Here is a 14,794-nt window from a genome sequence, read left to right on the forward strand (position 1 = left end):
CTCAGACGCCGACGCTCTGCGTCTTGCGGTCGGCGTGACTGAAGTGCAGCCGGGTGATCTCGTCGGACAGGTCGGCCGCCGCGGCCTCGCAGCCGTCCAGCAGCTCGGCGAGGGTGCTGTAGCGCATGGTCTGTTCCTCGCGCTGCCAGCTGCTCAGCTCGGTCAGCACCCACACGTCGGGGTCGGGCAGACCCTGGGCCAGCACCGCGTCCTGTGGCGTGGCGCTTTGCGAGAGCTTGGCCAGCCGCGAGCGCAGGGTCTGCACCACCCAGGCGATGGAGCGGGGGTTGTCCCGGTCCATCACCAGCAGGTCGATCAGCGCCACCATGTCGCGCCGCTGCTGGTACTGGGCGTGGAAGGTGATGGTGCTGTCGAATAGCGCGACCACCGCCTCGAAGCCCGTCGGGTCGTCCATGCAGCGGTGCTCCAGCCCGAGCGAGAGCGCGCGCGAGAGCGTGATCAGCCGCTCGATGTGGCGGCCCACGGACAGCAGGCGCCAGCCGTTGTCGCGCACCATGCGGTCGGTCTGCGCGCCGGTGATGGCGGCCAGGCGCTCGCTCAGCGCGGCGAGGGCGGCCAGCGCCTCGGCGGTGCCGTATTCGGCGTCGGCCGCCATGGCGGCGCAGTCCTGCGCGAAGCTGGCCTCGGCGTGTTCGATCAGGTTCCAGTGTTCGGGTGAGAGCCGGTCGCGCACCTGGGACGCGGCGCTCTTGAGCGCGCGCAGGTTGTGGCCCACGCTGCAGCTCTGGCCCGCCAGGGGCGAGCCCGGCGCGGGCGACAGACCGGCCATCAGCGAGCGTGCGAACACGCGCGCGGCCTGCTCGGCGCCGGGCACATCGTCCAGCACCAGGGCGTTCTCGCGTGCGGTGGCCGAGAGCCAGGCAAGCAGGGCGCGCGAGCTGGGCTCTTCGCCACCGAGGTGGTCGAGCACGATGCGGGCGAGCCGCACCGCGTTTTCGGCGCGCTCGGTGTAGCGGCCGAGCCAGAACAGGTTTTCGGCGGCGCGGCTGGTGACCGGGCGCTTCTGGTGCGCCAGGGCCAGGGTGCTGGGCTGCGACTGCAGCAGGCTGGTGGTGTCGACCTCACCTTCGGTCATCACCCAGCAGTCGGCGCTGGAGCCGCCGCGCTGCATCGAGGCCATCAGCTGGCCGCGCGGTGCCAGCCGCACCAGGCCGCCGGGCAGCACGCGCCAGCTCTGCGGGCCGTCGGCCAGCGCGAAGACGCGCAGCATGGCCGACCTCGGGATCAGGCGTTCGCCGGTCCAGGTGGGTGTCTGGCCCAGCGGCAGCCAGGACTGAACCGTGTAGTCGTCGGGGTGGCGCACCATGCGGCCAGACCATTCGTCCAGCTCGCGCGCGTTCAGGCTCTGGCCGATGGCCGTCTCCAGGCCCGAGCCGGGGTAGGTTGGCTTGATCACGCCGCCCTTGAGCAGGGGCAGCACCTCGCGCAGCGCGGCGTCTTCGCCGCACCACCAGGTGGCCAGCGAGGGCAGTTTCAATTCTTCGCCCAGCAGGTGGCGGCTGATGGCGGGCAGGAAACCGAGCAGCGCGCTCGATTCCAGCGGCGCCGAGCCCGGTGCGTTGGCCAGCAGCAGGTTGCCCGCGCGCAGCACCTGCAGCAGGCCGGGCACACCCAGGCTGGAGTCCGAGCGCAGCTCCAGCGGGTCCAGCCACTGGTCGTCCACGCGTTTGATCAGCGCGTGCACCGGCTCCAGGCCCTTGAGCGTCTTGAGGTAGAGGCGCTGGTCGCGCACGGTCAGGTCGTTGCCCTCGACCAGGGTCAGGCCCAGGTACCTCGCCAGGTAGGCGTGCTCGAAGTAGGTCTCGTTGTAAGGGCCGGGCGTGAGCAGGGCGATGCGCGCGTCCTCGCCCTCCGGTGCCAGCGCCTTGATGCCGTCCATCAGCGCGCGGTAGCTGGCGGCCAGGCGCTGCACCTTCATGCCGGCGAAGGCCTTCGGGAACTGCCGAGCGATGGCGATGCGGTTTTCCAGCAGGTAGCCCAGGCCCGAAGGCGCCTGTGTGCGCTGGCCGACCACCCACCAGCGGCCGTCGGGGCCGTGGGCGAGGTCGAATGCGGCGATGTGCAGCCAGGTGTTGCCCGGCGGTGTCACGCCCTTCATGGCGCGCAGGTAGCCGGGGTGGCCCTGGGCCAGCGCGGTGGGCAGCAGGGCGCGGCGCAGCAGCTCCTGGGGGCCGTAGAGGTCGGCCATCATGCCGTTGAGCAGCTGGGCCCGCTGCAGCACGCCGGCCTCGATCTGGGCCCAGTCCTGCGGCGCCACGATCATCGGGAACAGGTCGAGCGCCCAGGGGCGCTGCAGGCCGCCGGCGGCGTCGGCGTAGACGTTGTAGGTGACGCCGTTGTCGCGGATCTGGCGCTGCAGGTTGTCCGCGCGGCGGTTCAGGTCGGCCAGGCCGTCGGTGCCCACATGGTCAAAGAAGCGGTTCCACTGGGGTGCCAGGGCGTGCGGGTCGGCGCTGTCGCGCAGCTCGTCGCGGTGCCCGGCGTCGGCGGGCACCGACAGGGACAGCGCCCAGTCCCCGGGGGATTCGGGGCTGAGCTCGTCGAACAGGGAGTCTCTGGATTCTTCTGGGGTCACGGGCTTGGAGTGTGCCCGTGGCTCATCCTTTGGGGGACCCCGGGGCGGTTCGGGCCGTTGTCACAGCCGCGTGGTCTCGGTCACTGTCGCAGATCCAGGGTGAACGGGAACTCGCGGCTGGGTGTCGCCGCGTTCACCACCAGCTTGCCCGCCGTGTGGCCCATCTGGAAGAAGCGCGAGAGGCGCCGGCTTTCGGCCTCGTAGGCGTTGATCGGGAAGGTGTCGTAGTTGCGGCCGCCCGGGTGGGCCACGTGGTACTGGCAGCCGCCGAGCGACTTGTGCATCCAGGTGTCTACGATGTCGAAGGTCAGCGGCGCGTGCACGCCGATGCTCGGGTGCAGTGCCGACGGCGGGTTCCAGGCCTTGTAGCGCACGCCGGCCACGTGTTCGCCCGCGGTGCCAGTGGGTTGCAGGGGCAGGGCGCGGCCATTGCAGGTGATCACGTAGCGGCTGTCGTTGTAGCCGCTGACGCGCACCTCGATGCGCTCCAGCGACGAGTCCACATAACGCACCGTGCCGCCGGGCGCGCCTTCCTCGCCCATCACATGCCAGGGCTCCAGTGCGTTGCGCAGTGTGAGCTCGATGCCGCGCGCGGTGACCTGGCCCACCAGCGGGAACCGGAACTCGAAGTGCGGCTCGAACCAGGCCATGTCGAAGCGGTAGCCCACCCCGGCCAGATCGGCCAGCACGTCCTCAAAGTCCATGCGGATGAAGGTCGGCAGCAGGAAGCGGTCGTGCAGCTCGGTGCCCCAGCGGGTGAGCTTGCCGCGCCATGGCTGCTGCCAGAAACGCGCGATCAGGGCGCGCAGCAGCAACTGCTGGGCGATGCTCATGTGGGCGTGCGGCGGCATCTCGAAGGCGCGCAGCTCCAGCAGGCCCAGGCGGCCGGTCGAGGTGTCGGGCGAGTAGAGCTTGTCGATGCAGAACTCGCTGCGGTGGGTGTTGCCGGTGACGTCGATCAGGATGTTGCGCAGCGTGCGGTCCACCAGCCAGGGCGGCATGTCCTGGCCGTGGCGCTGGCGGTTCTGCTCGATCTGGTTGAGCGCGATCTCCAGCTCGTACAGCTGGTCGTTGCGAGCCTCGTCCACGCGCGGGGCCTGGCTGGTGGGGCCGATGAACAGGCCGCTGAACAGGTAGGACAGCGAGGGGTGGTTGTGCCAGTAGGCGACCAGGCTGCCCAGCAGCTCGGGCTTGCGCAGGAAGGGCGAGTCGGCCGGCGTGGCGCCGCCGAGCACGAAGTGGTTGCCGCCGCCGGTGCCGGTGTGGCGCCCGTCGGTCATGAACTTCTCGGCGCACAGGCGCGTCTGGTGCGCCGCCTCGTAGAGGAACTCGGTGCGCTCGACCAGTTCGGCGAAGCTGCTGCTGGGGTGGATGTTGACCTCGATCACGCCGGGGTCGGGCGTGACCTGCAGCATCTTCAGGCGCGGGTCGCGTGGCGGCGGATAGCCTTCGAGCACGATCTTCATGCCCAGGCGCTCGGCCGTGTCCTCGACAGCCGACAGCAGGTCGAGGTAGTCCTCCAGCCGCTGCATCGGCGGCATGAAGACATAGAGGTGCTGGCCCTTGCCGCCGCTGGTCTTCTCGGCCTTGGGGCCGTTGGCGCGCTGCGGGTCGCGCGCCTCCACCACCAGCGCGGTGCGGGTCAGCCAGGCGGCCGATTCGCCACGCTGCGGCAAGCGGGACAAGAGCTGCTGCGCCGGCGAAGAGGCCGGGTGCGGCTGGCCGCGGCGCAGGCCGAGCGCCTCGGCGTCGCCGCCGGGGCCGTGTTCGTCGAACCAGTCGGTGCCCTGCAGCGAGACGGTGCCACCTTCCGCAAAGCCGCCGCCCACGGTGTGCGGGTGCACCTGGTGGCGCAGCGCCGAGCCGGTGGGTAGCGGGTCGCGCGCGCTGTGCGGGTCCTGCTCGATGTGGTACGGGTAGTCGCCCATCGACACCCAGGGCAGCGAGTCCAGCGGCAGCCGGTAGCCCATGGGCGAGTCGCCGGGGATCAGGTACATGCGCTCGTCGCGGAAGAACCAGGGGCCGGTGGACCAGACCGTGCCGCTGACGCGGTGGTAGCTGCTCTTGCCGTTATTCGAGAGCGGGCCGTGGCCCGAGGCCTGCAGCGGCAGCACGTAGCCCACGGTGGCGTCCAGACCCTGACCGAACACGCGGCGCAGGCGCTGGCGCTCCAGCTCGTCGTCGAGCTTCGAATCGAAGGGGTCGACGTTGACCGGCAGGCGCCGCTCGCGCCACAGGTAGTACCAGGTGTCCTCGTAGCCGGGGGTGATGTACTGCGTGGACAGGCCCAGCCGGCGCGCCAGCGCCTGCGTGAAGCGCTGCGCGTCGTCGGCGCTGTAGCGGGCCTCGTCGCGCTCGTCGGCCAGCAGCGTGGGGTTGCCCCAGCAGGGTTCGCCGTCGGCGCGCCAGAACACCGACAGTGCCCAGCGCGGCAGCTGTTCGCCCGGGTACCACTTGCCCTGGCCCATGTGCACGAAGCCGCCGTCGCCGTAGCGCTCGCGCAGACGGCCCAGCAGTTCGGTGGCGTAGCCGCGCTTGGTGGGTCCCAGCGCGTCGGTGTTCCATTCGGCAGCGTCGCGGTCGCTCACGGCCACGTAGGTCGGCTCGCCGCCCTGTGTCAGGCGCACGTCGCCTTTGACCAGGTCGGCATCGACCTGCTCGCCCAGCTTCAGAACCTCGGCCCACTGGTCTTCGGTGTAGGGCTTGGTCACGCGGGGGGACTCGTAGACCCGGGTCACGCCCATGTGGTGCTCGAACGTCACCTCGCATTTGTCCATCGCGCCTTCGACCGGGGCGGCGCTCGACGGTGTCGGTGTGCAGGCCAGCGGGATGTGTCCTTCACCGGCCAGCAGGCCCGAGGTCGGGTCCAGGCCGATCCAGCCGGCGCCGGGCAGGAACACCTCGCACCAGGCGTGCAGGTCGGTGAAGTCCTTCTCGGGGCCGCTGGGGCCATCGATGGCCTTCACGTCGGGCGTGAGCTGGATCAGGTAGCCCGAGACGAAGCGCGCCGCCAGGCCCAGGTGGCGCAGCAGCTGCACCAGCAGCCAGCCCGAGTCGCGGCAGGAGCCGCTCTTGAGCGTCAGCGTCTGTTCGGGCGTCTGCACGCCCGGCTCCATGCGGATGGTGTAGCCGATGTCCTTCCAGAGCTTCTGGTTGATGCCGACCAGGAAGTCGATGGTGCGCTGCTCGCTGCGGTCGACCTGCTCCAGGTAGCCCTTGACCAGCGGTGTCAGCGGCGCGGTGGCGAGGTAGGGCGCCAGCTCCTGCCTCTGGGCTTCGTCGTAGGTGAAGGGGAATTTCTCGGCGCGTGGTTCGAGGAAAAAGTCGAACGGGTTGTGGACTGCCATCTCCACCACCAGGTCGATGGTGACCTTGAACTCGGTGGTGGGCTCGGGGAACACCAGGCGCGCCTGGTAGTTGGCGAACGGGTCCTGTTGCCAGTTGATGAAATGGCCCGCCGGTTCGATCTTCTGCGAGTACGACAGCACCTTGGTGCGGCTGTGCGGCGCCGGCCGCAGGCGGACCACCTGCGGGCCGAGTTTGACCAGGCGGTCGTACCGATAATGGGTGATGTGGCTCAGGGCGACATGGATGGCCATGCTGGGGTCACTTTCAACAGGGAGTCACAAACAATGAAAACGCTGCCAGGGCGGGCTGCCGCGCGCGTTCGACACACACACAATCTAGCAAGTCCCGCGCCACGGCGCACGGCCGTCTGGCGGACCGCCTGATGCACCCGCTGTGGGCGGTGCTGCCCGGCGCGGTGCTGGGGGTGGCGCTGCAGCTTCAGCAGGCGCGGCTGTGGCCTGGAGCGGTGTACGCGGCGCTGCTGGCGGCGGTGCTCATGCTGGCCGGCGTTGCCGCATGGGTTGGGGCTGGGCGACGCGCCGGGCTTGCGCTGGGTGCCGCCCTGCTGGCGGGCGCCCTCGCGGCGGCAGGCGCGACGGGTCTGCGCGCAGCGCGCTACCAGGCGCAGGCGCTCGCGACCTCTCTGGAAGGCGTGAACCTGGTAGTCACCGGGCAGGTGGCCACCATGCCCCAGCGCGGCGCCGACAGCGACCGCTTCGAGTTCGCCGTCGAATCGGCGGCGCGGGACGGCCAGGCGGTGGACCTGCCGCCGCGGCTGCTGATCAGCGACTTCCGGGGGCAGGGGACGGGGCGCAGCTGGCGCGCGGGCGACGCCTGGCGGCTGACGGTACGGCTCAAGCGCCCGCACGGCGTGTCCAACCCCCACGGCTTCGACCGCGAGCGCTGGCTCTGGGAGCAGGGCATCGGCGCCACCGGCTACCTGCGCGACGGCCCGCGCGACCCCGCGCCGGTGTTCCTCGGCGCCAGCGGCAGCCACCCGGTGGAGGCCGCGCGCCAGTGGGTGGCCGACCGCATCGCAACGCGCGTGCAGGACCCGCGCAGCGCCGGTGTGCTGGCGGCGCTGGTGGTGGGCGACCAGGCGGCGATCGAGCTGACCTTCCACAATCAACTCGGTAACTGGCGTTCTCTCTGAAGCAGGCAAGAGGTGAGTGTGCATCACACAAACAACTCGGTTTGCGCTTTCTGCTCATCGGTCTCCAGAGTTCACATTCAAGTCGGTTTTACATTAAGTCGGTGTCTCTGTTCCGCCTTGAGTCGGCGAGAAAGTCGTTGGTTGGATTTAGAAATGCAAACGGCCACAAAAGTGGCCGTGGATACGAGTACGCGGAGGAGCCGGTCAAGTTGACCGCGACTCTCGTAGATATTTCAAAACAGGAAGTAAGGAGCCCTTTTCTTCCATGTCACGAAAAGTTTGAGCGGCATTGTTCCAAGAACCCACTCTGTAAGCGCACTTTCGCCAAGGCTTCTTGGTGTGCAGCTTGACTAGGATGCCATCCAAGAGCTGGCGCTTGTCCAGTCTTCCAGTCCTTACGTCTCGAAATTTCTGGAGTGTCTCCAGAATTTCAGGCCACTCCTCGTCAGAAATGAAAACAGTCCCCTGGCTGTTCTCCAGCACAGAGTATTCCTGCAACTCCTTGTGTGGTGCATACGCTGTCGGTCTCTTCCTGGATTTTCCGGGAATGCACAACTTTGGTGCGTCGCCCCCCGGGAAAGAGGCCTCTCGGCTTTCGATGCTCATGACTTCCACAGTGGTCACAAGTACGCCGGTTGAGTGGGCTATTCCGCGCAATCGCAGGTCCATCTGGCAAAGCGGAAGCTCCATATGGACTTTTCCGCTCAATGCAGACACGTGAACGCTGTCCGCCATGACACGAGCTGTCGGACAGCTGTGAATCCACGCCAGCAATGGAGTGGGGTCCCTCAGCCTTAGCCCTTTGGCTTGACGAGCCCATGACGCCTCAAGATGAATCGTTGGAGGCGCTTCTTGGTTCGACCAAGACACTTGGTCTATTGCTTGAGGCTTGAAGAATTCTTCAAGCATGAAGCGGGTGGGCACAAACATCGCTCGCATCAAGGCAAGAGCGGGAACAAAGAGCCTGCGATTCTGAACAGCAACTTGCCACAGCGTATGTTTGTTGTGCCGTCCCTGCGGCAGTACCAGCCCAAAATGAGGGAGCACATCCTCGCTTTCTGCTGGGCTGAAGTCAGCAGAATCTAGTCGTGCCCGTATGACGATGTCCTCCTCTTTCGGAATGCCACTCTGATAGAAATCACCAACGTCCAGATACTCAACTTCCCCCTTGTCCTTGAACACAAGCCCCTGCATCCTCCCCCGACTTACCACCACCTCGCTCAGCCAATCCATGCCATCCACCTCCTTCAGAGATGAATAGGGGATGGGTTTTATCTTTTTGGTTGTCCCATACCAAACCAGCAGCTCAAACAGTCTCCGGCGGTATGTTCAGTTGACCGCACCCTGTGTGGGGACCTCACGCTCTAGCTCTCCTGAGAACTTCTACGGAAGTGCGGGGTTCACTTGCGCTTTGCGCTACTTGCGTAGACGCGTTTTCGCCTCCCGATTTGTCGTTCTGCAAGTTCCGTATATCGAAAGACCCGCAAGGCTGCACGCAAAGATGGGAACTCCACGTAGTGATGACGGTATGTCTGAGCGAGTCCCAGCACTTCCAGAACTTCTCTGACTGTGAAGCGGCGAGAGGACTGCTTCCATACCTCTTGAAACTCCCTAAAGCGGCGTGTTGCTTCCTCGTCAGTCGAGCTGAGGTTTCTGGGGGCTTTCCCAGGGCGCTTGTATGTTTGAAGAACCTGTTCAGGCGCGCGAACTCCGAGTCGAAGAAATGCGTGCATGAAAACATGCCGTGTAGCAGAGACGTTCGGAGCTGAATCTGGGCGCACGAGTAAAGCAGGCCAAGAAGAGGTAGCTGCTCTTGAAAAGCGAGCCCCGTGTTTGACAAGAAAATCCAAACCAAACTCATTCGCCATACCCCTTGCAAGAGCGGCGGATGCCACGTCTCCAGAGGGCATCCCATATCCAAGCTCGCACGCTCGAAGCTTGTACACGTGGGACCAGTTTTCGTTTTGGGGTATTGAGCGATGCAGTGCTTCAAGCCCGACCCTTTCCACCAGTCGTTCAATCTCTTTCGCCACTGGAGGGCAAGGCCTTGCGGCCTTGGCTTGATGCGGCATCACAAAGTTCCTTGTTCCCCTGCTACCTCCTACGGGTATGTCCGTTTCGAGAAGTTCGATTCCATGAGTCGCACACGTGCGCGACATTGGGAGAAGGTGAGCGCGCCGCCAGTAGGACTCGCCCAACAATCCCAAATCCTCTTGTACGCATGAAGCGCAAATACGTCGGTACCTAGAACCGACGGTCACACTCTTGGCTATCGAGCTCAAGGACTCTGACGAGGTGTCGAGCGATATTGCCTTCTCGATGATTCTTGCTTGCTCAGCCGGAGGCAAGAATGCAATCGCGTAGGGGAGCATGGTGTGCTCGAGCACGAACTCAACCGGTGATGAGCCAGTCGCCAGAGCAAGTCGTCCGATGTCACTTCCAAGGAAGAATGATGCATTCGAGCGGCGAGACCCATATATGGACCAGAACAGCCGCTTGACTGGTAGTCCCGTATGAAACAAAGCCCGCGCCAGGATGCTTCCCGCTACTTCATCGGGGTAGGGCTTTGGTAGCAGCAGCACTATGCAAGGTCGAGTAGCTCTTCCAGAGGCATAACGAACCCGAGTTCGGCCATCTTGTCTGGGACAGGGCACTTTGCTTTGTGAGCCTTGACATAGGCGTTTCTGTAGTCGCTCGGTCTGTCCGCAATGGCAGATTCGAGGCTGGCAAGAATTTGAGCGTTGGTGCTAGCTGTGGTGCGCTTTGTCGGAACCCCGATGTTGGTGTTCAGTAGCTTCACTGCCTTGGCTACCGCTTGCGGAAGGTCCTTGAAATTCCCATCGTCGAACATCCTCTGCGCAGCATCAACACTCTCGCCGTTCTCGAACCCCTGCGAGACCAACGCAGAAGCAATCTTGTCCACCGTTACAGTGTCTTGCTCAGAGTTCTTTTGACGACTCATCATCTCGCGATGGACGCCGTTTTTCACGCGCTCAAGATACCCATCGATGTCGAGTGGGGCGATGTCGTCATACTCCGCCAGCTTGTTCAAGTCGTTGTCGCGCAGAGCCCTGAGCATTGGGTGAAGCAGCACCATTTCAGTTGAGTACACCTGTCCCAGGTGTTCAACTGTGATGCGCTCCGACTTGTCCAGCATCGCAAGAGCCTGCACTGAGACAAACAGTTTCAGCGCTATGTCAACTACGCCCTGGCTGTAGTGGAACATCATCTCTCGAAGCTCTGCATCGAGTACGACTGGATTCTTCACCCACTGATACTGGAAGAGTTCCTCTATGAACTCGTCCCACTCAGAAAGGGAGTCAATCTCGTCGCTTCGCTCAAGCGGGCCCCAATAAGACATACCGCGGCCGGAAGCGCGACGCGCTTGTCGAAAGTCGAGTGAGAACACCCTCTTTGCTTTGTTCGTACCGACAAAGACAATCGGGAGTCCGAGTTCATTGCAGGCCGAGACCAGTTCAGTCATCACAGTTTGCTGACTCTTGTGCGAGTTGGCGAGGTTTTGAACTTCGTCAGCGATGAGTACGCCCACATGATGCATGTGAAGCAATCGCGCGACGCTTCGCATAAGTGCGTCAGCACCCGGCTTACCACGCACCGCGAACGTCTCGTAGTAGTTTGCGCTCGGTATCAGCTTGTCGAGTTGAGAAAGGATGCCGTGGGCGAGACCTTTGATTGAAGAACCGTCACTCGGCATCTCAACGTGCAAGTAAGTCACTTGGTACACATTCAGCGTCGGATGAAAGATGACCTGAGGCATTTGCGAGCACCAGTGCTTGATGAAGCTGGTCTTGCCCATCCCTGACAGTCCGATGAGTAGCGTCGAGCTCTGTCCAGCAGTTTCGAGCAATGAATGGTCCTCATGGGTGCCTGGAAATCCACTCTCATAGATTGCCTGGTAGCGCCTCGCATGTTCCGCAGTTCTGGGGGCGCGGCCTACGTACCCGTTTCGAATCATGGAGGTCAGCGTCGAGCTCATCTCGACATGCCTGTGCAACGGAACGCGGAAGTTCATTAGGGTCTCAAGCGCCTCAATGCGTTCGGCTGTCGGCCATTCGCGCTGCGCAACTTCGAACTGCGGCTTCTTCGATAGCTTGGCAAGAATGTCTTCTTCCTCCAAGACTGGTGGAAGCGCTTCAATGAGAGGGTTGTCTTTGTGCCGTGGGAGCCTTGCCGGCGTGTACTTTGCGACGCAGCACTGAGGGCTAAGTTCATGAAGATTTTTCATGTGTCATCCAAAAATGAGTTGACGAGCAGCTGCCGCGCGTTCCGCCGTCAGAGCGGCTGAACCTGCAGATGCACTCCCTTCTTTATGTGCAGGCTCCCCCGTAGAGCGGGAGCCGTGTGCCGTCGTAAGTTCCACTGCATGTGGCGGCGCCGGTTTGTTTGCGTACTCAAGGTCATCTTGCTGTTGATGTTTGAGTTCGTCTGCACGCTGTTCTTTGATTTCTCTTTTCCGAGCAGTCCGTGAGGACCCATTTCTTTGTTCTTTGAGCTTCTTCTTGGCTTTGTCAGCAATCTTCTTGTTTGCGGTGTTTGCATCTATCTTTGTCTGAAGTCGGCCTTGCTCAATGACATGGTCCTGCTTCTTTGCAGTCTTCGTTATGTGTTGCACCTCCGCCCATGAGTACCCAGAGTACGCCCTCGAAGGTGGTGTTAAGGAGCATTCGTGCACAACGCCGCGCTGAATCGGGTCATGGACATAGATGTGGTCGACTGAGCGCAAGTCATGAGAGATGAGTACCTTGAAGGTTTTCTTCCGCGCCTTCTCAAACCACTCGCTTTTCACTGCCTCTTCGCACGTGTAGTGGCAGCTGTTGAATCGAATGCCGTGTTCCGTGACGACAGCCTCTTCTCTCGGCAGAAGGGCACTTCGTACTGACTCATACTCAAACTGAGGGAGCACTCCCGAGCGCTCAACGATTCCGTGATTCCACAGCTCAATAGGGCTCGGGCTCACGTCGTCTAGCACCTCCCTGGGGCTCCTCGGGTAGTTGGCCATCGGCATGCGGTTGTGCATGATGATGAGGTTCAGCATCATTGCTCTGAAGTCATCGAGGGTCATGCAGGCGTCTTTTTCATAGTGCTTGCCCTGTCGTTTTTTCAAGTTTTCCGGTGGCTCAAATCCCGGCGAGTCCGGTTGAAGGGACGTGCGATTCTGATGGAACTTCGTTTCTACGCAAGCCTTCTGGTCGCCCCTTTTTGGCGGAGTGTTTGCGACCTGAATCTCAATCTCGCTTGCCAATTGGTCACTCTTGTTTCTGAAGAGTTCTGAGCGGTCAGCGAGCACCTTCTGGCAGAAGACTTTGTGAGCGGGCCAGTCTCTACGGTCATACTTGACGCCATAGCGGGCACACATCGAAGCTTTGTCCTCCGAGATGCTCATGAAGGCGAGCTGCGCGCACACCCAGGACGGGTTTTCGAGCCCGATGTACCAACCCACAATCAGTCGCGACTTTCTGTCGACAATCAGGTAGATGGTCGGCTTCCCGACGATGACGTTGACGTTATCCCTGGCCACCAAATGGATGTCGCCAATGGTTGCATCAGCCTCATAGATATGACCAACGCCATGGCAGTCCTCAAGTACTGAACCAAGAACGGCACGGTCTTCAAGGTCGAAGTCATTTCCTTTCCGGCTGCGCGCTATGACTGCAGCCGAGAAGAAAGAACGGAGAAAGTGGTCGAACTGACGTGGGGTCGGCCGCTCACCAAACGGTTTTGCGATAACGGCGCCATTGCCGTCCTGATAGGAGTAGTGGTTGTCGACTAGGGCTACAAAAGTACTCGCGATGGTCGCAAGTTCGTTGCGGAGGTAGACGTTTTCCACCACTGATTTCATGGTCTCGATGTCAGCGGGTGTTAGCTGATAGACCGAATAGCTCGACGTCTTGCGGCCGCGTTTGGCCGTTGTACCTTTGCCGTCTGGCTGTTTGCCGCACTTGTGAAAGTTGCCTAGCAATGCGTCCTTAGTCTGTCCGCCTGCGTACCACCTTCTCAAGTGTTTATAAAGAGTCTTGGGCGCTACTCCGGCTGTTTCTGCTTGCTGCTGTATCTGGCGAGCTCGCTCCGAAGTGTCGGAGACATAGAGAAGCTTGCTGGGGAGGTCTCCAAGAGCCGTATATGCCTTCTCGCGCACCCGTACCATCGCTGCGGTAGGCACATTTCTCTGACGTGCAGCGGCGCCTGGCTTTGCAGAAATGGCATTCAGGTCTCGAATTGAAGAGAAAGGAACCTGGGATGGCCAAGCGTCTTTGTTGTTGAGGTGAAAAATTGAGGCTTCGTTCGTTTCCGTGTTGACATCAAGCAAACGAAATTTGTTGTCGTCGACCTCAAATATGTTGTTCTTAAAGAGCATGACTTGACCTCAGGCAACGGCACGAAGATTTCCAAACCTTGCGGTGATGGTCATCTCTTTGACCAGAGATTTTTCGATTTCTCGAAGGTTGAGGTCAGGGACCAGCGTACGGTCGAGCATCAAGAGCTTCGCGACGCGTAGTCCCGTGCCACGGGGTAGGCCAACCCCCTCTTCGAACTGCCTGCAGTACTCGCTCAGAGTGAGGTTGCCGCGATACTTGAGCAGGTCGCTTTCCATTGAAGCTTTGAGGTCTTCAAAGTAGTTCGGCCGTGGCAGCACTTCGCCTTCACGAACAGCTGCAAGCTGAATCCACTCGATGTTGTCAATCCGTTTCCGAGGGATGGAGGTGTCGAGCACGAGGTGATGCTGAACTCCCATGAGTGCCAGGGCTTCTCTGGTGATTTCAAGCTTGTTCAATGTGTTTAGGTCGTTGAGGGCTCCTTCGTCTTTTGCGTCGTACGCCACCATGACCTCTTTGCCGCTCACTACTTTGGTCACCATGAAATCGACGGTCATCACGACGGGAACGTGCGTTTGAGGATAGTAGGGATGCGCTACCTTTAGCTCGCGTGCGACCTGCTGCGTGAAGCCCCGGTCGAAGAGCGGAAACTGTTCTCTGATGTCACTCACATCTCGTTGCCACTCGAGAGCGACAAAAAGTCGACTTTCGATATCGGACATGAAGTGATGCACGCTCCTACCTGTTTTCTTGCTTGGCCTTCGCAGACAGCGGCCTTGGCTTGAGAAGTCCTGAACCTCTATCCACGGCCGGTAGTCCGGGCCACGACCGGTTCCGCGACCAGCCCTTCTCAATTCCTCAATTTTTTTCTCAGTCCACTTGATACGTCCTGCCATAACGGTTCCTATTTGATGCGTATGAGTTGGTCGAGGTGGCTGTATTCGCTCTCGACACGCATGTGTAGAAACCGACTTGTTTGTCTAAAGTCGACCTGATGAGGGGTTTGTTTAGTACGCGTTTCTCGTCCTTCTGCGTGGCGGATTCGCAACGCAAACTGCTCAGATGGGTTGCTTTGCTTAGGCGTCCACATGCAGTTTCGACCACTACCGTTCATGCGCAAGTGAAAAGGCAAGTGCACTTACTGCCGCGCTTGGCCTCTGCCAGCTTGAACGTCCGCAACCTACCGTCGTTCTTCAGCGAGAGCACCATTCCCCCCGAGTCCAAATCACTTGAATGGTCCTCCTTCTTCCAGACGCTTGCGACCTCATGTTGGCGCCAGCTAAGTCCGTCGTGGTCAAGGGCCATCGCTGACACTGCCAAGGCTTGCAGCGGACTCGCCTCTGACAGCAGCTCTTCAAGAAC

At 61.9% G+C, this 14,794-nt stretch carries 9 protein-coding genes; 1 reads left to right on the top strand and 8 read right to left on the bottom strand.

Annotated elements, in window-relative coordinates; genetic code table 11:
- Position 1 precedes the first annotated feature (1 nt).
- Positions 2-2,596: a circularly permuted type 2 ATP-grasp protein gene (locus tag HFL01S_RS20850; protein WP_066262234.1), complete on the bottom strand. Its 2,595-nt coding sequence runs from the start codon at positions 2,594-2,596 to the stop codon at positions 2-4.
- 80 nt (positions 2,597-2,676) lie between these two features.
- On the bottom strand, positions 2,677-6,195 hold the full coding sequence (locus HFL01S_RS20855; RefSeq protein WP_066262237.1) for a transglutaminase family protein: 3,519 nt from the start codon (positions 6,193-6,195) through the stop codon (positions 2,677-2,679).
- Between the two features lie 131 nt (positions 6,196-6,326).
- Between HFL01S_RS20855 and HFL01S_RS20860 the strand changes: the two genes are divergently transcribed.
- Positions 6,327-7,097, top strand: a complete 771-nt coding sequence (locus HFL01S_RS20860; protein ID WP_066262239.1) for a ComEC/Rec2 family competence protein — start codon at positions 6,327-6,329, stop codon at positions 7,095-7,097.
- Between the two features lie 204 nt (positions 7,098-7,301).
- On the opposite strand, the gene HFL01S_RS24825 is transcribed toward HFL01S_RS20860, so the two are convergent.
- From HFL01S_RS24825 to HFL01S_RS25575, 6 genes are all read right to left on the bottom strand, one after another.
- Complete coding sequence (locus HFL01S_RS24825; RefSeq protein ID WP_084383539.1) at positions 7,302-8,330, bottom strand: transposase; 1,029 nt, start codon at positions 8,328-8,330, stop codon at positions 7,302-7,304.
- Positions 8,331-8,497: 167 nt separating this feature from the next.
- Positions 8,498-9,751, bottom strand: a complete 1,254-nt coding sequence (locus HFL01S_RS26000) for a TniQ family protein (RefSeq protein WP_369407754.1) — start codon at positions 9,749-9,751, stop codon at positions 8,498-8,500.
- A complete protein-coding gene (locus HFL01S_RS20865; protein ID WP_084383541.1) occupies positions 9,679-11,343 on the bottom strand; it encodes a TniB family NTP-binding protein in 1,665 nt (554 codons plus the stop codon). The genes HFL01S_RS26000 and HFL01S_RS20865 overlap by 73 nt, the downstream gene beginning before the upstream one ends.
- A gap of 3 nt (positions 11,344-11,346) precedes the next feature.
- Positions 11,347-13,473, bottom strand: coding sequence for a TnsB C-terminal domain-containing protein (locus tag HFL01S_RS20870; protein WP_084383542.1), 2,127 nt, complete (start codon positions 13,471-13,473; stop codon positions 11,347-11,349).
- Positions 13,474-13,482: 9 nt separating this feature from the next.
- Complete coding sequence (locus HFL01S_RS20875; RefSeq protein ID WP_066262245.1) at positions 13,483-14,154, bottom strand: heteromeric transposase endonuclease subunit TnsA; 672 nt, start codon at positions 14,152-14,154, stop codon at positions 13,483-13,485.
- A gap of 388 nt (positions 14,155-14,542) precedes the next feature.
- Positions 14,543-14,794 (bottom strand): hypothetical protein (locus HFL01S_RS25575; RefSeq protein WP_218008654.1); only part of this gene is annotated, 252 nt, incomplete at its 5' end.

The sequence above is a fragment of the Hydrogenophaga flava NBRC 102514 genome (assembly GCF_001571145.1).
Taxonomy (GTDB): Bacteria; Pseudomonadota; Gammaproteobacteria; order Burkholderiales; family Burkholderiaceae_C; genus Hydrogenophaga; species Hydrogenophaga flava.

Excerpts from the sequence above, each read along its gene's own strand:
- HFL01S_RS24825 (WP_084383539.1), bottom strand. The coding sequence starts at position 8,330 with ATGGATTGGCTGAGCGAGGTGGTGGTAAGTCGGGGGAGGATGCAGGGG.
- HFL01S_RS20875 (WP_066262245.1), bottom strand. The coding sequence starts at position 14,154 with ATGTCCGATATCGAAAGTCGACTTTTTGTCGCTCTCGAGTGGCAACGA.
- HFL01S_RS20860 (WP_066262239.1), top strand. The coding sequence starts at position 6,327 with ATGCACCCGCTGTGGGCGGTGCTGCCCGGCGCGGTGCTGGGGGTGGCG.
- HFL01S_RS20865 (WP_084383541.1), bottom strand. The coding sequence starts at position 11,343 with ATGAAAAATCTTCATGAACTTAGCCCTCAGTGCTGCGTCGCAAAGTAC.
- HFL01S_RS20855 (WP_066262237.1), bottom strand. The coding sequence starts at position 6,195 with ATGGCCATCCATGTCGCCCTGAGCCACATCACCCATTATCGGTACGAC.
- HFL01S_RS20870 (WP_084383542.1), bottom strand. The coding sequence starts at position 13,473 with ATGCTCTTTAAGAACAACATATTTGAGGTCGACGACAACAAATTTCGT.